This window comes from Aquirufa sp. 5-AUSEE-100C1 (genome assembly GCF_054558655.1).
In genome coordinates this window covers 338,214-358,101 of the sequence record NZ_JBPXKO010000004.1, presented here as the reverse complement: position 1 = coordinate 358,101, position 19,888 = coordinate 338,214, and the positions used below count along the sequence as shown (strand labels likewise).

The following is a 19,888-nucleotide window of genomic DNA, read 5'->3' as shown; positions in this document are numbered from 1 at the left end:
TTATTGTAGGATTTCTTTCATGTTGACCGACTTGAAGAATACGCCAATCAGTGCCGAAAATAGCCCCAAGAAGAAACCGCCTAAGGTAATCAAGCTGCGTTTGGGACTTACTCGTTTGAGCGGTACCTGCGCTGGGGCAAGCACCTTAAACACTGGGGTTTCTTTTTGTAATTTGATCTTTGCTTCGGTCGTTTGTGAAGTTAAGTTGGAGTAGACATTGAATGCTAAATCAACTTCATACTGCAATTTTTTTCCTTGGTCTTTGGCGACATTTAGGAATACATTGCGGTTTTGATCTTTATAATTCGAAAAGGTAAAAAGAGCTTGATCGTAGCGCTTTCTGGCCTCTGCTTGTCTTTCTACGAGGAAGTTTAATTCCTTTCTTGCCTTTTCCGTGCGGTAGTGAATGATGTATTTACGAAGTTGATTTAATACCAAATTTGCCAAATTTGCGGATACAACCGGGTCAAGACTTGTGGCTGTAATGTTGATCAAATTCGTTTTTTTGTCAATTTCCACGACAATCGATTCCTTCAATTCCTTTAGAATGGCAGATTCTTGTTTGCTGATGTTGATTAGTTCAGGGCTCAACACCCCCTTTGGAAGATTGATATTTTCCATGTCGCTCACTTCCTTATTCTTATCTCCCTTTAACAATTGGATCGGCGCATTGGAATTATCTTGCTTCAAGTAATCTGCTAATTTTTGAAACTTTTTTTGTTTGATATTGTAGATAGGGGATTGGCTCAATTCCTGTAAAAAGGGAATGCTTTGAACAATCTCAGGATACATGGTAGGTTGAATGGCATCGGAACCTGCCATCGCTCCAGATAAATTAATTCCTGCTAACCCGGCAAGTGATGATAGGCCACCTAAGCTAGACCCAGAGCCGCCCATTTTGGAATCTACCTCGGGCAATAACTTGACATCAGATTCATACTTACTATCCAAGGTAAGCGAAAATAGGGCCCCTAAGGATGTGAAAATGATTGTTACGAACAGTATGGTCAATTTATACTTTAATATGGCGTTCCATATCTCGGCAAAATTGATGGTGATTTCGTCCGAAGCGCTTGACTGGGTATTATTTGATTCGTTCATGTCGCTCATTACTTCGGTAAATTATTAATTAAGGTAATAATCGCAATGGAAACGGACACTAAACTTGAGGTTAGTCCGATCGCTTCCGCTGCAGAAATACCTTTTTTCCGATTTTCTGGGTAGGCCGGAATGACAATTTCAGAGCCTGGTTCAATGCGAGGGTTCTTTTTGAAAATCAAGAACTTACGAATTTGATTCGAAACCCCATTGGCATAGGTCACATACATCTTCTTGCGATTAGCATTAATGGTATATCCCCCCGCTTCTGCGATGTACTCCTTTAAACTAAAATCCTCTTTGTAGCTTACGGCTAATGGGTTTTGTACGGCACCGGTCAATTTAACCGTTTGCTGTAAACGAGGAATCGTTAATTCATCCCCAGCCATGAGTTGCAGGTTTTCCTGAGATGCTGGATTATTCAAGATTTCCTTCAGGTTAACACCAACCGTCGTTGCTCCACGAATTAACTTACCACCTTCTAAGTATCCATCAGGACGAAGACCGCCTGCACGCTGAATAAGATCCGAAATACGCTGTTGGTTGTTCTGAATGGCATAACTTCCCGGGAAGTTGACCATACCTTGGATTCGTACCGAGCGTTGCTCCTCATAATTGGGTGCTCTTCGGATCGAAACAATGTCGAAGGGTTGCAAGCTTACTTGATTTCCTTCATTACTTATCTTCAAGGTACCATCAATCGTGAAACTGATAATTTCAATCTTTGCTCCCTGTGCATCGCCATTTCCATGGGTGATAATTCGACGCGCGAGTTCAAGATTGGCATAACTAGCCGATTCCTTTAAGCCTTTTGCCTGTAGAATCAAATCAGCAACTTTCATGCCTTCTTTGTATTCGAATTCGCCAGGAGCATTTACCTCCCCGACGATATTGACGGTCCGCTTTTCACGCAAACTATTAATCGAATAAACCGTCAAAACATCCTCTCTTTGCAAGGGAATATCGGCTACTTCACCCCGTAAAATTTTCCCCAAATCAAGTGGCAAAATTTCAGGATCATAATTTTCCTTGCGACGTGTCAAGGTCGCGCGGTTCAAGAAAGCATCTTCCCGTAAACCTTCTGATTTTTTAATTAGCTCTTTGACCGTCGATAAACCTGCCTCAATCGCATAATTTCCAGGACGAAATACAGCACCCTGTACCTCCACGCGGTTTTCATAGCGCTCGATGATGGTTCCTACCGTGTAAACATCGCCGTTGCTTGGATGAAAAGTCTCTACCTCATCTTGGCTAATGTTAAACAATTTAAGCTCTCTTGACGTATTTCGACGAACATTGATCGTATAGGTATACGCCTTTTCCGTAAACCCGCCTGCATAGCGCAAAAGGTCCTTAAAGGTCTCATTCTTAGCCATCTCGTAGATATATGGACGTTTTACTTCGCCAACCAACTCTACGCGGTTTTCATAATCCCCCACACGAATGATGTCTTGATCATTTAAGTGGATGTTGTCTTTTTGGTCTGCACGTAAAAGAAAATCGTATAAATCTAAGGTAGTGACGACCTTGTTATTGCGGATAACTCGAATGTCTCGGAAAGATCCATTGCGGTTCGGGCCACCTGCCATGTACAATGCATTAAATACCGTCGCTAATGAGGAAACCGTATAGGTTCCCGGAAAGGTTACTTCACCCGTTAGAATAACTTTAATGCTGCGTACCCCTGAAAGTGTTACTTGAGCGAAGGAGCCGCTTCCCGACTTATTTAGTCCTTGATAAAGTTGGCGCAATCGACTGATAATTCGGTCACTCGCGGCATCCATGGAAAGTCCATTGACATAAATTGGATTTAGGTTTAGGATCTTAACCGTTCCTTCTGGACTTACTTTGACTTTAAAATTGTCTAATACATCGCCGAAAACATGAATATCCAATTCATCGTCCGGACCCAATTGATAGTTCTTTGGCGTTGCGATACGCATATTGGGTTCAAAACTCAACTTATCATTTTGGAATAAACTTGCGCCAAAAATCTTCTTATCTAATGTATTTGCTAATCGTTTTTGGACAGAATTATATTGCGTAACTAAACTATCATTGTAAATATTTAGCGGTTTGGCGAGTAACTTTCGCTCCTCCAATGTCAACGGACTTTCTTGAGGTAGTGGCTGATTGACACGATTGGGGTTATTGATGATAATCGTCTTGTTCTGACGAGAATCGGTTCCCATAAATTTCTCTGTCGTTGATAATTTGTTGTTGATGTCGAATGGTGTTTCCTCCATCGAAAGTAAGCGCTCACGCATTTTTGCAATGTCTGCAGCTGTATAGCCTTGTGTCATAGCCGCTTTTTCGATTTCGCTTTCGGACATCCCACTAGCCTGCGCCTTCTCCATGAAAAGCTTAACTTCCGCATCGGTTAAATCATCCACATTACGCTTGATGACAGTGGTAAATTGTGCGAATGCTGCCTGCGACAACAAGAGAATGACAAAAAATGCCAATCGAGTCAGGAGAATTCTTACGTTAATGTTAAACTTCATGAGTTGCATTCAATATTTCAGTAAAGGTAACTAATTTATACATTTGACGCACACGTTTAGAACTTAGGACATGAGAGATTTCGCTTCCATTTAACAAACGGTTTTTTCAAGGAAAAATCGAAATCAAACAAATAGGCAATGGATAATTCATGTGCTCCTCCTGCTGTCGGACCTAACTTCGATATAGTTAAATCGTAGGAATATCCGATCGAAAAATTATCTTGTTTATATCCCATCAACATCACCAAGGACTCACGATTTGGATTGCCATATTTCGATTTAACAATCGGTATTCCTCGGTACCACATACCAAAGACCAAGGGCGACCAAGTTAAATAAGCCCCCATATCCAGTTGCTGAAAAGCGCCCTGTTGCTTGTAATGCACCACAGGACTGATACTCTTTTCATTATTTTTATTTTGGTAAGAATCCTCCTCGTAGTAATTTTCTTGTAGGATTATTTTTGTGCCCATCTGAAGCCCAAACTTCGTCGCTAAAATCTCCTCTGTACTCGAAATCATCGACTTGTTTGGCTGATTAATGTGGTGAGCTGAGAATCCGATCCAATAATTTCGGGTGTTTAGCATTCCGCCGACCGACAAGTCCACAAAGTTGCGTTGCAAAATGGAATTACTCAGTAATGGGTCACTGCTGGTTCCTAGACTTCCACTCGTAAGGAGGTTATTAATTTGATCGCCTGATATCAAATTACTCATGTCTAACCCTCGATTGACATAGGTTCCTTGCATTCCTAAAGATAAAGTTTGATCGGGACTCAGATCGATGTGATAAGCATATTGTAGCCCCAAACTGGTCGTTTTTAAATTGGCAAATTGCTTGTCTGTCGTTGCTAAAATACCCACACCACTATTTATCTTCCCCAAACTCAGGTCGGCCGTTATCGAAGTAAATTGATAATTGGATTCCAAATTTGGCCATTGATTCCGGTAATTGAAATTGACCTTGGAAGTACTATTTATGCCCGCGAAGGCTGGGGATATCAATAAGGGGGCTGCATAAAATTGAGACAATTGCGGATCTTGTGCTTGACCCAGAAATGGGATACAAACAACGAGTAGGCGAAACACGAAAATGGCTAAGCTTTTTCTCATACCGCTCAATATAGCCCCGCAATTTAGGGTATCGCTTTACAAAAACCAATAAAATGCGTTAATTTGTGTCACCTGACCCAAATACGATGATGCTACGAAGCATGCTCTTATGTTGCTTTTTGATTGGGGTGAATTTTTTCACCCAGGGACAGCGCATCATTTTTCGTAATAATTGCCTCACGGCCTGTGCCGATTGTAGCAAAGGCAGTACGTCCGAATTCCCAACTGTTTTTGAATTTTCAGAGGATCAGCCCAAAACCACCACCTATTTATGGGATTTTGGCGACCCGAGTTCCCCGAACAATACCTCCAACGAACGAACCGGAAAACATCAATACTGCACCCCCGGTGAAAAAACGGTTACCCTAACCTTGCAGTCGGGAAGCTCGACAAGACGCTTTACCCAAGTTGTCCGAATCGGTGAGTTGCCTAAAATCTACTTAGGTAAAGATGAAAAAGATTCGACCATCACAATCTGCAAAGGTCAAAAAGTAACCCTTTCAGCCTTCGGAAAAGTAACAAAGCCGAATTATCCCGTGCAGATCGCCTGGTTTCCACGTGGACAAACGACCGAGCAAATTCAAGCCGATTCGGCAGGTTGTTATTCCGTTCAAGTAACGGAGCCCACTTCGGGCTGTAGCGTAGAAGCGAAAATGCAGGTTAAAATTTGTGGGGAGCGTGATCCAAATGCCAACATCAATAAATTCGTCGATGCTTGGTATTTTGGAAACGGTGCAGCCATTTTGTTTAACGGATCGGCCGACAATCCGAAGGATACGACAGGAGGCTTAGTGGTTCCAGAGGGGGTGGCTAAAATGACTGACCCGACCAATAGTTTGATTTTTTATACGGACGGTCAAAAGGTATTTGATCGAAATAATAATCCCATTTTTGCCGTGGGGGACACCACGAAACGCCTTAACGGTGACCTTAGTAATTCGCAAGGGGTGACGATCATTCCCAAAACTACCTGCAAGGGTTGTCAAGCGGAATACTATATTTTCACCTTGGCAAAAAATGCTAAAGGTGAGAATTTTGTCTATTACAGCATTGTAGACATGAAATTGAATCAAGGGAAAGGGGGGATTTCCCAACTTAACCAGTTGTTAAGTCCGGTTCCTTCCACCGCTCGTTTACTGGCTTCCCAAGGTGGTCAAGGTTATTATTGGCTCGTTGTTCAGGATTTAAATTCCAATAATACCCGAACGTTTAAGATTTCGAACGCGGGTATTTCAGCACCACAGTCGAGCCAAGGAGGCACGCAGCTTACGGCCACTTCAGGGAGTGGATCAACCACCAAAATTTCGGTCGACTGGACCAAAATGGCGGTCTCATTACCCGGTCCACCGAAAAACAAAGTGGATTTGTATGATTTTGATCCGCGAACGGGTAAGCCCACATATCAAATGACTATTGATTTAGGACTTAGCCCCCCGGTCGTTTATGGCTTAGAATATTCGCCCAATAAAGATGTTCTGTATGTAAGTTTGAAGGGCGATGGAGTCAGTGTTCCATCCAAAATTTTACAATTTGATTTATCCTCGAAAGATTCTGCGAAGGTTGCTCAATCGAAGTCGGAGCTCTATTCAAGTCTAGAAAAAATAGGCGCGTTGCAAATTGACCCTGTATTTAATACAGTCATTTTTGTGGCCATCGACGGCAGTAGTACACTTGCCAAGATAACGAATGCGAATGGACTATTGAATTCGACGGATACGACGATTGCCAAAGCAAAATTCGATCGAAATGCGGTTACATTCTCTACTCCGGGAGTTACGAGCCGTCTGGGATTGCCTCCGTCCATACCGAGCCCACCGGATCCCTCGAGCCCTCCAAGCATTACCAAGAAATGCGAAGGGACTAAATTTAAATTTACCATCGATCAAAAATTGTGTGATCCACTGAATAATGACCGCATCGATTGGAAAATATACGAGACTGTTTTAAGTCCTTTCCCCAATAAAGACGGACTTCTGGTTCCACTTGATCCGACGAAATTGATACATAGTTTTACCGGGCCAACGTTGGAATATGATTTTGCTACCTCTGGAAAGTATGTGATTGTTGCCGAAATTAGCAATAGCTGTATTCGGAATTTCCCTTTGGATGCGCAGGAATTTGACATTCAGGTGTTGAAGCCTACGAAATTGACTCCGATTTACAATCGTATCTGTAAGACGAATGCGGTCATTGCCCCGACCCAACTGCCGACAAGTTCAAGTCTTCAATACCTTTGGAGCAATGGGGCGACCACGCCTAGTATCAGCGTGCCCGCACCGGGTGGGGAAGTTGGATTGCTTTTGGCAGATTCAAAATCGGGTTGTTCGACCGTCATGAAAACACAAGTGAATTTCTTGGATACTCCCTATTTCATTCCTCAAGTGAAACAATCGATTTGCATGGATGAGCCGAAGCCCTATACCTTACAGTTAAATGGAGGGTTAGATAGTTTAAAATTTGAATGGAAATTTGGATCCACCTTACTAGGTACGCAGAATAAAATTCGAGTTACACAGGCAGGGAATTATACGGTAAAAATCACCGATTTAGATAATTGTAGTATACAACATACCTTTAATGTAGCCGATAAATGTGATCCCGTTTTACTAACTCCCAACGTATTTACGCCCAATGGAGATGGTAAAAATGATTTGTTTAGTCCGCAGCCCAAGAATCCGAAAAGAGCTCGAATTTTAGGTATGCAGATTTTCAATCGCTGGGGCGAATTGTTATTCACGACCAAAGGTCCCGAATTTGCTTGGGATGGGAAAGTCAATGGAATTCGTGTTCCACAAGAGTCTTATGTATGGCAATTGCAATACGAGTCCTTGGATTATCCGGAACGAGGTACCTTGACAGATCGTGGAGGCGTAATTGTCATCTACTAGTAGGCTCTTACCTCGATGCCCTTCATGAAATTCACGAATGATTTGTTAACCACCTGATTTCCACCTGGGGTCGGGAAATTACCTGTAAAATACCAATCCCCTAAGTGATTTGGGCAGGCAATATTCAGGTTCTCTACCGTTTGATACACAATCGACAATTCTGCATTCAAGTGTTTAGGGCGAACTATTTCGGCAATCTTATCTGAAATTTCTTGGTCGGTAAACGGCTGATAGATCGCCTTGACAAAATTCTCTTTTGAAGCAGTACCGTTTTCTAAGGCCATCAAGCACTTCAGGTTTACTTCATCTAGAATATGTTCCAAATTACGTTCCTTCAAAAGTGCCAAGGCTGCACGGAATGCCACGAATTCTTTCATCTTCGACATATCAATTCCATAGCAATCCGGGTAGCGGATTTGTGGCGCCGAAGACACGATAACAATTTTCTTTGGCGATAATTTATCTAAGAGGCTTAAAATACTTTTTTCGAGCGTCGTTCCTCGTACAATTGAATCATCAATCAACACAACGGAGTCGACATTCTTTTCGATTACCTCATAGGTCGTATCGTATACATGGGAAACCATATCATCACGCATCGCATCACTTGCGATGAATGTACGCACTTTTACGTCTTTGGAGATCAGCTTCTCGACACGTGGACGGAAGGTTAATAGCTCTTCTAATTGGTCTTCAAAAAGGATTCCCTCCATGATGGCCTTCTTGCGTTCTTTGGCCAAATGGTCTTCTAAGCCATCAATCATACCCAAAAAGGCACTCTCAGCTGTATTCGGGATGTAAGAGAATACTGTATGTTTTAAGTCGTTTTCTACTTCGTTTAGAATCTGAGGGATTAATAAACGTCCCAATTTTTTACGCTCGCGGTAGATATCTGGATCCGAACCGCGGGAGAAATAAATCCGCTCAAATGAACAAGACTTTTGCTCGATGCGCTCGATAAACGGAACTTCCTGAACCGTGCCGTCTACTGCAATGATCAAGGCATGGCCTGGCGTAATTTCTTGAATCTGATCGTATGCACAGTTAAACGATGTTTTGATTGCTTGCTTTTCAGAAGCTACCACGACCACTTCCTCATCCATGTAATAATAAGCTGGCCGTATTCCCGCTGGGTCACGCGCTACGAAAGAGGCACCATAACCCGTCATACCCACCATGGCATAGCCACCATCGAAATCCTTGCAAGAGCGCTCTAAGACGCGCTTTAAATCGATATTTTCTGCGATGATATCCGACAATTCCGGATTTTCGTATTTGTCTTTGAATTTACCAAACTGGCGCTGGTTTTCTTCATCCAAAAAATGGCCGATTTTTTCCATTACGGTCACGGTATCCACTTTTTCTTTGGGGTGCTGACCTAAGGAAATGAGTTTGTTGAACAAATCATCCACATTGGTCATGTTAAAATTACCCGCCATCACTAAATTTCTACTGCGCCAGTTATTCTGACGAAGCATCGGGTGGCAGTTTTCAATTTCATTTTGGCCATGCGTACCATAACGCAAGTGACCCAATAAAACCTCCCCCGTAAAAGCCACATTTTCTTGCCACCAATCCGCATCATGAACGGCATCAATGCCTGTTTCACGTTTTGTCTCCTTGGCTAATTTTTGTGCTTTTCTGAATTTCTTGTTGATCTTGCCGAAAATATCCGCCACGGCTTGTGGTTCGACGGAACGGTAACGACTGATGTAGCGACTACCTGGCTTGACATTGATTTTAATATTTGCGACCCCCGCGCCATCTTGCCCTCGATTCACTTGCTTTTCCATCATGAGGTAAAGCTTGTTCAAACCGTACATCGGCGTATTGTACTTGTCCATGTAATGCTGAAAAGGTTTTCGCAATCGGATTAGTGCAATTCCGCATTCGTGTTTGATGGATTCAGACATGGGTTGTTGGGAGTATTTTGGCTAAAAATCAGTTCAAAATTAGCTAAATATTATCAGCTACAAATGTTATTTTTTAATTTTTTAATCTAGGCCTTCCAAATGCCGAAAATAAGCGTCGGGGAGAGCATACAGGCAATAATTAGTCCACTCAGCACAAGATAAATCCAGTTGTTTTTTAAACTGTCTGCCGGATGTATCGTCGTTCCTTTTTTAAAGTACATTTGGAATGGTATACGCAAGTAATAATAGATGGAAACTGCCGTCATCAAGATGGCCACCACCAATAAAATGAGGATGGGATTTGCTTGGGTCATTTGGTATTTTTCCCATAATTGGCTGAAATAGTTGACCTTAGCTAAAAATGTTCCCGCCGGCGGTAAACCAATTAATGCAATAAATCCAATCAATAAAAGCAATCCACGCAGCGGATAGGTCTGACCAAAGCCCGCCCAATTTTCCATGTCGTTCGTCGTGTATGTTTCATTTTGGACCTCGTCCAAGATGTAAAAGACCAACAAGGTACTAGCGCTGTAGACTAAACTGTAAAACAATAAATTATCGACACCCTGGTTAGCAGGCATCAACCAAGCTAACGCCAAGAAGCCGCCATGGGCAATACTTGAATAACTGACCAATCGTTTTGCATTGTTTTGGTTTAAGGCACCTAGATTTCCGACTAGCAACGTTAAGATGGCCAGTATTGCGATGATCGCATCCATCGAAACAGGGATAAAGTGAACCAAACGAATGCCCAGCCAAGCTACGGCAATTTTGGGGGCGGTGGAAAGCCAACTCATCCAACCTGCAGGTAAGCTTTCCAATACATCTGGACTCCAAGGATGAAAAGGAACCCAAGACATTTTAAATAAAATTCCGGCACCTACGAGGCTTAAAGCGGTGCCGGCCAGGTAGATGTCGGCCGTTGCTAATCCCCGACTAAATGCTGGGTCCAGGATCATCATCGTGCCAGTCAGACCATATATCAAAGACAATCCATACAATAGCATGGCTGAGGTGCCCATACCGAATAGGATATAGGGTAGCGCTGCGCGAATTCCTTCGCGGTCTTTACGAAGTCCGACTAGCAAATAAGTGCCCAAAGACATGAGCTCGATACTTAAAAAGATACTCACGAAATGGATACTTAAACTCGTCAACAAGGATCCCAATAACACGGCAAAGAATCCTATTTTTTCTTCGAAAGTGAAGGCCTTCGCTTGGTATTGATTAATGGATAGGATGCAAAGGCCAATCGCCAAAATGAGACAATTGATGGCATTCGCACCGGGATTGACCCATAACATACGGAAGGCAACGAAGCCCTCGGCCCCATGTCGCATGCGTTGGTAAGCAAGTAAAAGCGCAAAGATTACACCGATTTGAGCGATGAGGTAGCGCCATGACCGACTGGGCTTATCATTCTTGCCCACTAAAAACAAATCCCCGAGCATACTCACCAACACCCAAACGGCCACAACCAATTCGGGTAAAATCGATTGGTAACCCTGCAAGATTTGCTGCAGTTTAATTGGCAATGCCTGGATGAGTTCGGGACTAATCATGAACTTACATTTTTTGTTTTAGGTAATGTGCCGTTGGATTATCTTTTAATTTGATCATTTCTTCGGGAGTCCCTTCGAAACATAAATGCCCTCCATTTTCGCCACCCTCAGGTCCGAGGTCAATGATGTGATCAGCACATTTTACGACCTCCATGTTGTGTTCTATGATGATGACTGAGTCGCCTTGTTCCACCAAATCATTCATCGCTTTCAATAATTTTTTGATGTCATGAAAGTGTAAACCCGTGGTAGGTTCGTCAAAGATAAACAGGGTTTTGCCCTTGTTACTATTTCCTTTGCCTAAAAAGCTGGCCAACTTAACCCGTTGGGCCTCACCGCCCGAAAGGGAATTTGAGGATTGTCCGAGTTTGATATAACCCAAACCTACTTGGAAAAGGGGGTCAATTTTCTCGGCGATTCGAGGTGCTTTTTCTTGGAAGAAAGGAATGCTCTCCTCCACGGTCATGTCTAATATTTCGGCGATGTGTTTGTCTTGGAATTTGATGTCCAAAATCTCTTGTTTAAATCGCTGTCCGTGGCAAGATTCACAGGTTAATTTGATATCTGCCATGAATTGCATTTCAATGGTAATTTCTCCTTCTCCTTGACAGGTTTCGCATCGCCCACCCTCTACGTTGAAAGAGAAGTGTGCGGGTTTATAGCCACGAGTTTTGGCCAACGGTAATTCGGAAAATAAGGCACGAATGGCATCGTAGGCCTTAATGTAGGTTATTGGGTTCGAACGAGACGATTTACCAATCGGCTGCTGATCCACCATCTCAATGCTCGAAATCTTATTCGTACTTCCTCCTAATTCTCTGAATCGACCCGTTTCTTCAGTTCCTAATTGCAGATTCCGCAACAAGGCTGGGTATAAAATTTTACGAATTAAGGTCGATTTACCCGAGCCGGAAACACCGGTCACTGCAGTCATAATTCCCAATGGAATCTTGACATCGATGTTTTTCAAATTATTCTCACTTGCTCCCTTGATTTCAATATGCGCCAATGCCTTCCGACGGAAAGTTGGAATCTGTATGGTATCTTTTCCTTGCAAGAAACGCAGCGTATGGCTGTCGGTCGTCGTGTCTTTTAATGCCTCGGTCAGGTTACCCTGGAAACTTAAATTTCCGCCATGACGGCCTGCCTCCGGACCAATATCAATGATCTGATCCGCTGCTCGCATGATGTCTTCCTCATGCTCCACGACAATCACGGTATTTCCCATGGATTTCAACATTTCCAAAACCGAAATCAATCGTTCGGTATCTCTTGGATGCAATCCGATACTCGGTTCGTCAAGGATATACATGGAGCCTACTAGGGCACTGCCCAGGGATGTCGCCAACTTGATGCGTTGGAATTCCCCGCCAGACAGGGTAGAGGTGAGTCGGTTCAAAGTCAAATATCCCAAACCGACCCGATTCATATAGTCTAAGCGGTTCTTGATTTCGATGAGTATGCGTTTGGCAACTGCTGTATCCGTCTCACTTAACTTTAGCTGATCAAAGAAGTCTTTGACTTTGGAAATCGGCCAAAGCACCATGTCGATAATGGAGGCTCCATTAATCTTTACATAGCCGGCGTCTCCGCGTAGGCGTGAGCCTTGGCATTCCGGACAGTTCGTTTTGCCACGGTAGCGAGAAAGGAGAACACGGTACTGAATCTTATAGGTTTCTTTTTCGAGGTGATCGAAAAAATGCGTTAATCCGGCAAAGAATTTATTCCCTTTCCAAAGTAATTGTTTTTCCTTGTCGGTCAAATCCTTGTAGGGACGATGGATAGGAAAATCAAAATGGATTCCGTTACGCAATAAAGGGTGCAACCATTCGCTCATGCGTTCGCTGCGCCAAGGTGCTATGGCACCTTCGTAGACAGAAAGGTCATGGTCTGGGAAAACTAGCTCCGGGTCAAGTCCAAGGACTTTTCCATATCCTTCGCAGTTCCGACAAGCCCCGTAGGGATTGTTGAACGAAAATAAATTCAAGCTGGGTTCTTCGAAGGCCATGCCATCGAGTTCGAATTTATTAGAGAAGGTTTTGCGTTTTTGATCTTGTACTTCGACCCAGCAGACCCCATCGCCTTCGAAATAAGCGGTCTGCACGGAGTCTCCTAAACGAAAAACGGTTTCTTCGTCGGAGTTCGCGATAAGTCGGTCGATGAGAATCGCAATCTCATTTCGCTTTTTAGTCAATTTTTTTAATCCCTCTTCATCCTCCACCAATTCCTCCAAATCCAGCACATCGGAATCGACTTTTAAACGCGTGTAACCTTTTTGAATAAGCAATTGACATTCTTCAAGCAGGGTCCTTTCCGGATGATTTAGCAAGGGGGCTAGGATTAAGACCTTTTTTTGATCATTGGAGATAATCCAATCCACGATGGTCGAAACGGAATCTTTTTTCACCTCTTGGCCAGAAACGGGGGAAATGGTTTTTCCGATGCGTGCGAAGAGGAGCTTGAGGTAATCGTAAATCTCTGTGGTGGTACCGACGGTCGACCGTGGGTTTTTGGTATTGACCTTTTGTTCGATGGCAATCGCCGGGGCGACGCCTTTGATGTAATCGACAGCTGGTTTTTCCATGCGGCCGAGGAATTGGCGGGCATAGGAATTTAAACTCTCAACATACATGCGCTGGCCTTCCGCAAACAAAGTATCGAAGGCCAACGATGATTTTCCTGAACCCGATAAGCCAGTCACAACCACTAATTTATTTCGGGGAATCGCAACGTCAACATTTTTAAGGTTGTGTACGCGGGCACCTTTGATAATGATGTGTGTTTTGGGGTCGAGATTTTCGAAATCTTGGGGTGCAGGAGAACTCATATCTCAAAATTATCCTTTAATTTTGACAAAGCCAACCCTAGGCTTTGGCAAACCTGAAAGGATTGCCAAAGCTAGGTCAAAAGCGAAGTTCGAGAGAATGAAATTTTTCCTGATGTAACTACTTGATAAATGAAAACTATATACTTGTTTTTTGTGATTCTATTTAGTGGCTTGACTTTTCAATCCTTTGCTCAGGACCCCATTGTAATAGCTGAAGAAGGAGCGAGAGGGGATTTGGATGTTGAGCCTGATGTGAGTGAATTGACTTTTCGTCAGCGTTTGCATGTGGGTGGAGGAATCTCGGGTTTGAGTTTTGGGAACCCCACAAGTATTGGGCTCTCACCCATGTTAGGATATGCTGCAACCAACACCACGATTGTCGGAGTGGGTGCCACGTATCAGTATTTCGCATTCCGAGGCCAAACAGCATCTAATTTATTGGGTCAACGACTTTTTGTCCGTCAATATGTACCGGCTCTATCCCAATTACTCGGTCAAAGTTTTTTAACGGCTCAGGTAGAAAATTTCAGTGACCTGACGAATCCAAGCTATTCGTATTCCAATCCCGTATTAGTTGGCATAGGGATTGGTTCCAAGATTGGAATCAATTTAAATATCCTGTATGATTTAAATTATTCCGCATTTAAATCCTCGCCTTACGGCTCTGCGATTGTGGTACAAGTGGGTGGATTTTTCTTTTAATTTTTTTAAAACAATTTACCCTAAAATATTGTCTTAGATAACGAAGATATTCAGCGATTAATTCTTAATTTCGAATTCATTTATTAAACACATGTCACAAGCACTTTTAACTGAACCTCTATTAGTTGAGGACCCAAATCGTTTCGTTTTATTCCCGATCAAGCACGATGATATCTGGCGGTTTTACAAACAGTCGCAAGCCTCTTTTTGGACGGCTGAAGAGATTGATTTGCAACAAGATTTAGCCGACTGGAAGAAATTGAATGACGGCGAACGTCACTTTATTTCACACGTCCTGGCTTTCTTCGCGGCATCGGATGGTATCGTGAACGAAAACTTGGCGAACAACTTCTTGAAAGAGGTGCAGTATGCGGAGGCAAAATGTTTCTATGGCTTCCAAGTAATGATGGAGAACATCCACTCGGAGACTTACTCCTTGTTGATCGATACCTACATTCAGGATCCAAAAGAAAAAGATCGTTTATTGCGTGCGATCGAGACGATTGACTGCGTGAAGAAAAAAGCGGATTGGGCGTTGAAATGGATTGAGAGTCCAAACTTCGTTGAGCGTTTAATCTCTTTTGCGGCGGTTGAAGGTATCTTCTTCTCGGGTTCATTCTGCTCAATTTTCTGGTTGAAGAAGCGTGGCTTGATGCCAGGTTTATCATTCTCGAATGAGCTTATCTCACGCGACGAAGGATTACACTGTGATTTTGCATGCTTGTTATACACAGATCATATTAAAAACAAAATTACACAAGAGCGCATTTACGAGATTATTCTTAATGCGGTAGAGATTGAAAAAGAATTCGTAACCGTTGCCTTGCCAGTATCCTTAATCGGGATGAATGCAGAATTGATGTGCCAATACATTGAATTCGTGGCTGACCGTTTGTTAGTAGCCTTAGGTTGCAAGAAACACTACAATGCAACAAATCCTTTCGATTTCATGGAGATGATCTCGTTACAAGGAAAAACGAATTTCTTCGAGAAGCGAGTGGCAGAATATCAAAAATCAGGCGTTATGTCGGACAAGGAGTCTATGTCATTCTCGATGGACGAAGATTTCTAGTCGATATACATTCATTAAAAGCCCAGCGGAAACGTTGGGCTTTTTTTATGGAATACGTTCAATGAGCATAGGGAGTACTAAACCAATAACGATACCCGAAACTACCCATACATAATGTTTACGTTTTACATTCGTAAGGTACAGGATATTCGATGTTAATAGTAGAACTAGGGATACAATAATTAATTGACCTAATTCAAGGCCAAGGTTAAAAGCAAAGAGTGGCACCGTAATGGATAATTCCTTTCCTAGTAAGCTCTGTAAATAGTTGGAAAAACCTAAACCATGAATCAAACCAAAAAATATTACCGTGAAATAAGGCATTGCGCTCGTTTTTCGCTTTTTCATTTCTTTAAAACGTAAATTCTGAACGGCCCTAATTAAAATGGTGCATGGAATCAGAAATTCAATCCATGCCACATTGATTGAAATTAATCCTAAGGTTGCCAATGCTAGCGTAATGGAATGTCCCACTGTGAATGCCGTGACTAACCAGAGCAATTGCTTTATGTCTTTCCAACCAAAAATGCAGGAAATCGCCAGGATAAATACGATATGATCCAAGGCCTGCCAATTCATAATGTGCTGAAATCCAAGTAGTAAATACGTTTGGAAATGTGACATGTAAGTGGTTTTAGGTTCGCAATTTATTAAATTGGCGCGATGCTTTTGAGTAGTTATACAAGTTTTGTGACTTTAATTTAAAATTTAATACATGAAAAATATTTTTTTAATACTCACATTTTTTTGCATGTCTGTCGCTACTTTTGCGCAAAAGCCAACGGTAGAATCGTTGAAATCAGCCGAACTAGACCGATTTAAGGTGATGATTGCGAAGGATCGTGCCGGTCTTGAAGCAGTCCTACACAAGGATTTAGTTTACCATCATTCAGGTGGAAATACGGATAACAAGGAATCCTATATCGCATCTATTTTCTCTGGAAAATCAAGTTATGTTTCGATCGAGGCTGCGGAGATGTTGACACGAGTTTACGGAAAAACAGGAATCAATACCGGCGTGATTAACCTAGTGAATCTTTCAGCCGATGGCAAAGAGACTCCTGTGAAGCTTCGCTTTACGGACGTGTTTGTTTTCGAAGACGGACGTTGGCAAATGGTTTCTTGGCAATCAACGAAGCTAACGAATTAATCCTGCGGCGAAGTTTTCGATCTCTGAATAGATTACTTGTAGTTCCTCGTTGCTGATGCAATAAGGTGGCAGAATGTATAAGGTATTTCCCAGGGGTCTCAAAAGGATCCCTTTTTTTAGGAAATATTGGTAAGCATCATCCCGCACGCTATGCATGTATCCATTTTCTTCACCGTCTACTAATTCGAGGGCAATAATCGTACCTTTTACGCGAAGGTTTTTGATGACCGGATGATTCGTTTGGGTTCCCGCCCAAGTTTCATGACTTGCCTGTATACGGGCAAGGTTTTCCCAGGTTTCCGGTTTCTCCAAGATGTCTAAACTCGCCAAAGAAACCGCGCAGGCCATTGGATTAGCCGTAAAGGAATGGCTATGGAATAGCATTTTTTTGCGGTCTTCCGACAAGAATGTATCAAATAGCTCATTCGAACAGGTGGTTATCCCCATCGCCATCATGCCGCCGGTTAGGCCTTTCGAGAAGCAAGCGATATCAGGTTTATGAATGAGGTAATCCATCGCAAACCATTTCCCTGTCCGCGCGAAGCCCGTCATGATCTCGTCGGCGATGCAAAGTATCTGATGCTTATGGGCTAGTTCTATGAGTGTATCCAACGTTTCTGCTGCATACATTTTCATCCCGCCAGCTCCTTGAATGAGTGGTTCGAAAATAAATGCAGCGTAGTCGGCCGATTGCTTCATTTTCTCCCGCATGGCCTGAATACACGCCTGCGCATCACTAGGACTCGGTAGAAATTCCACCTCGAAGAGCATATCCTGGAATGGTGCATTGAAGGCACTGGGTGCCCCGACGCTCATCGCGCCAAACGTATCACCATGGTAGGCATCTTCAAATGCAATGATTTTTCGCTTTTGAGTTTGACCTTGATTATGAAAAAATTGCAAGGCCATCTTGAGACCCACCTCCACAGCTGTACTCCCATTATCAGAGAAAAATACCTTCTCGAAATTATTCGGTAAGTGGCCTAAAAGTCGTTCGGATAATTCAATCGCAGGTTCGTGGGTAAATCCCGCAAAAATCACCTGCTCTAATTTAAGTGCCTGCTCGTATATTTTTTGAGCGAGATAAGGATGCGCATGACCGTGAATGCTCACCCACCAAGATGAGATTGCATCTATGTAACGTTTCCCGTCTGCATCGATTAAATAGACTCCCTCACCGTGCGTAATAGGAATCGATAAGGGTTCGATGTGGTGCTGAGTAAAAGGATGCCAAACAACCGCGGCATCACGCTGGGCTAAATTAGCATTTGAATGATTCGGCATATCGAGCAATAAGGGATGGGTTAATTTCTTTTTCTTCGTTCACACGCAATAGGACAGGAAGCCCCGTGTACTGGAGGATAAACGATTCTCCGGAGGAATTTGTTTGGCCATTGAATACGATTCCTGCGATTTCAATGCTTCGAGATTTTAGAATCTCGTAAGTCATTAGGGTATGATTGATGCTTCCTAAGTAATTTTTGCTCACCAGGATGACGGGTAGGCCTAATCGCTCAATCAAATCTAGGTTGGTATCCTTTTCATTCAAAGGGACCATGATTCCGCCAGCCAATTCAACAATTAAATTCTCCTTTGTTTTAGGTAAATGAAACGAATTTAAATCGATTCGAATTCCATCCAATTCAGCCGCGGTATGGGGTGAGAGTGGATTTTGTAACGCAAATTTACTGGCATGCACCTCCGTGCCCGGAACCCATTGTTGGACCCAATAGGCATCCCCATCCGTCAAATTCCCAGCTTGAATAGGCTTCCAATAGTCGGCTTGCAAGGCCTTCGTAATGATGGCAGAGCAGACCGTTTTACCTATTTCTGTCCCAATTCCTGCGATGATGTATTGTTTAGGCATGGGTTTCTAGGGTATTGATGAGTGTTTGAATATCTGCTCGCGAGGTTTTCGCGGTGAGCGTAATTCGAATTCGTTCTTTTCCCTTCGGTACCGTTGGGTATACAATCGGCTTAACTGCAAAACCGGCTACTTGTACTTGTTGAGCGACAGCTCGGACGGCCTCATTTCCAGGGACGAAAAAGGTTTGGATGGCTGTTTGACTCGAACCCCACGCAGCAGATTTTTGCAGGGATTTGAAATATCTAATCGTTTCTTTTAACAACTGACGTTGTGTTTCTGCCTTCGCAACAAAGGATAAAGTTGTTTGAAGACTCAATACATGGTGGGGCGTAGGCGCTGTGGAATAAATAAACGGTCGGGCGAAATTAATCAAATAGGAGCGAAGTGTTTCCGATCCTAATACCACCGCCCCCGCGTTACCCCATGCCTTGCCAAAAGTGACTACCCTGGCAAAAATTTCCTTTTCTATGCCTAATTCGACACAAAGACCTGCTCCTTGCGGACCGTAAACTCCGCCCGCATGCGCCTCGTCTACGATAAGTTCGAATGAATATTTCTGTTTTAATCGGATGAGTTCCTGTAAAGGAGCCATGTCGCCATCCATCGAATAGACCGATTCCACGACAACCCACTTCATGGTCTCGGCAGGATATTGTTCCAATAAATGTATCAGATCATCTAAGTCGTTGTGCTTAAATATGCGCCGCTCAGCGGGTGCTAATCGTAGGCCATCGATTAAACTCGCATGCAATAATTTATCGCAAAAAATGACATGCTGTTTCTGTGCGAGGGCTGAGATAAGTCCTAAGTTTGCCTCAAATCCCGAGCCAAATAGCAGCGCTGCTTCCGCTTGATGAAGCTCGGCACATTGCTTTTCAAACGCCTCCATATAGGGATGATTACCCGATATCAAGCGTGAACCACTTGATCCATTGATGGGAACCGTCTCATTTTGTGTCGCTTGCCAGGCTGCTTGGTCTGCTGTGATTTGATCAGCTAAGTATTTATCCTTTGCCAGTCCCAAGTAGTCATTCGAGCAAAAGTCCACCATTCCAGCCACTGAGCTTAATGAGCGCAAAAGCCCTGCGCTTTGGCGATCCTTTAAGGCATTGATCAGAAGTTGGTTAGCGGAATATTTAGTTGACATATTGGCTGTAAAACTACGAAAGACGGGGCAATTCCGAGTCGAAACA

Annotated in this window: 14 protein-coding genes; 4 read left to right on the top strand and 10 right to left on the bottom strand. The window is 43.1% G+C overall.

Annotated elements, in window-relative coordinates:
• Genes ACMH5P_RS11320 through ACMH5P_RS11310 form a run of 3 tightly spaced genes read right to left on the bottom strand, consistent with a single transcriptional unit; the run spans window position 1 to window position 4,714 of the window.
• Window positions 1-1,110, bottom strand: coding sequence for a Wzz/FepE/Etk N-terminal domain-containing protein (locus ACMH5P_RS11320; protein ID WP_459494480.1), 1,110 nt, complete (start codon window positions 1,108-1,110; stop codon window positions 1-3).
• On the bottom strand, window positions 1,110-3,602 hold the full coding sequence (locus ACMH5P_RS11315) for an SLBB domain-containing protein (protein WP_459494479.1): 2,493 nt from the start codon (window positions 3,600-3,602) through the stop codon (window positions 1,110-1,112). Before ACMH5P_RS11315 ends, ACMH5P_RS11320 begins: the two co-directional genes overlap by 1 nt.
• Window positions 3,603-3,658: 56 nt before the next feature.
• On the bottom strand, window positions 3,659-4,714 hold the full coding sequence (locus ACMH5P_RS11310; protein WP_459494478.1) for a PorP/SprF family type IX secretion system membrane protein: 1,056 nt from the start codon (window positions 4,712-4,714) through the stop codon (window positions 3,659-3,661).
• A gap of 86 nt (window positions 4,715-4,800) precedes the next feature.
• Between ACMH5P_RS11310 and ACMH5P_RS11305 the strand changes: the two genes are divergently transcribed.
• Entirely contained in the window at window positions 4,801-7,602 is a 2,802-nt protein-coding gene (locus ACMH5P_RS11305; protein ID WP_459494477.1) for a T9SS type B sorting domain-containing protein, read from the top strand.
• Here ACMH5P_RS11305 and ACMH5P_RS11300 read toward each other — a convergent pair.
• The 3 genes from ACMH5P_RS11300 to uvrA form a co-directional block, all read right to left on the bottom strand.
• Window positions 7,599-9,515 (bottom strand): amidophosphoribosyltransferase, encoded by a 1,917-nt coding sequence (locus ACMH5P_RS11300; protein ID WP_459494476.1) that lies wholly within the window; start codon window positions 9,513-9,515, stop codon window positions 7,599-7,601. The genes ACMH5P_RS11305 and ACMH5P_RS11300 overlap by 4 nt on opposite strands.
• A gap of 86 nt (window positions 9,516-9,601) precedes the next feature.
• Window positions 9,602-11,077, bottom strand: coding sequence for an NADH-quinone oxidoreductase subunit N (locus ACMH5P_RS11295; protein WP_459494475.1), 1,476 nt, complete (start codon window positions 11,075-11,077; stop codon window positions 9,602-9,604).
• A gap of 4 nt (window positions 11,078-11,081) precedes the next feature.
• Entirely contained in the window at window positions 11,082-13,904 is a 2,823-nt protein-coding gene (gene uvrA, locus ACMH5P_RS11290) for an excinuclease ABC subunit UvrA (RefSeq protein ID WP_459494474.1), read from the bottom strand.
• 129 nt (window positions 13,905-14,033) lie between these two features.
• Here uvrA and ACMH5P_RS11285 point away from each other — a divergent pair, with 129 nt between their 5' ends.
• Complete coding sequence (locus ACMH5P_RS11285; RefSeq protein WP_459494473.1) at window positions 14,034-14,606, top strand: hypothetical protein; 573 nt, start codon at window positions 14,034-14,036, stop codon at window positions 14,604-14,606.
• A 91-nt stretch (window positions 14,607-14,697) separates the two neighbouring features.
• A complete protein-coding gene (locus ACMH5P_RS11280) occupies window positions 14,698-15,678 on the top strand; it encodes a ribonucleoside-diphosphate reductase small subunit (RefSeq protein WP_459494472.1) in 981 nt (326 codons plus the stop codon).
• Window positions 15,679-15,723: 45 nt separating this feature from the next.
• Here ACMH5P_RS11280 and ACMH5P_RS11275 read toward each other — a convergent pair whose 3' ends face one another.
• On the bottom strand, window positions 15,724-16,302 hold the full coding sequence (locus tag ACMH5P_RS11275) for a HupE/UreJ family protein (RefSeq protein WP_459494471.1): 579 nt from the start codon (window positions 16,300-16,302) through the stop codon (window positions 15,724-15,726).
• Between the two features lie 127 nt (window positions 16,303-16,429).
• Here ACMH5P_RS11275 and ACMH5P_RS11270 point away from each other — a divergent pair, with 127 nt between their 5' ends.
• Window positions 16,430-16,828 carry a nuclear transport factor 2 family protein gene (locus ACMH5P_RS11270; protein ID WP_459494470.1) on the top strand — a complete coding sequence of 133 codons (399 nt, stop codon included), beginning with the start codon at window positions 16,430-16,432 and terminating at the stop codon, window positions 16,826-16,828.
• Here ACMH5P_RS11270 and bioA read toward each other — a convergent pair.
• The 3 genes from bioA to ACMH5P_RS11255 are packed head-to-tail and all read right to left on the bottom strand — an operon-like array spanning window position 16,817 to window position 19,842.
• The gene (gene bioA, locus ACMH5P_RS11265) at window positions 16,817-18,112 is read right to left on the bottom strand and encodes an adenosylmethionine--8-amino-7-oxononanoate transaminase (protein ID WP_459494469.1); all 1,296 of its coding nucleotides are present in this window, start codon (window positions 18,110-18,112) and stop codon (window positions 16,817-16,819) included. The two genes, ACMH5P_RS11270 and bioA, sit on opposite strands and share 12 nt — an antisense overlap.
• Window positions 18,090-18,695 (bottom strand): dethiobiotin synthase, encoded by a 606-nt coding sequence (gene bioD, locus ACMH5P_RS11260; RefSeq protein ID WP_459494468.1) that lies wholly within the window; start codon window positions 18,693-18,695, stop codon window positions 18,090-18,092. Before bioD ends, bioA begins: the two co-directional genes overlap by 23 nt.
• Entirely contained in the window at window positions 18,688-19,842 is a 1,155-nt protein-coding gene (locus ACMH5P_RS11255; RefSeq protein WP_459494467.1) for an aminotransferase class I/II-fold pyridoxal phosphate-dependent enzyme, read from the bottom strand. The genes bioD and ACMH5P_RS11255 overlap by 8 nt, the downstream gene beginning before the upstream one ends.
• Between the last annotated feature and the right edge of the window lie 46 nt (window positions 19,843-19,888).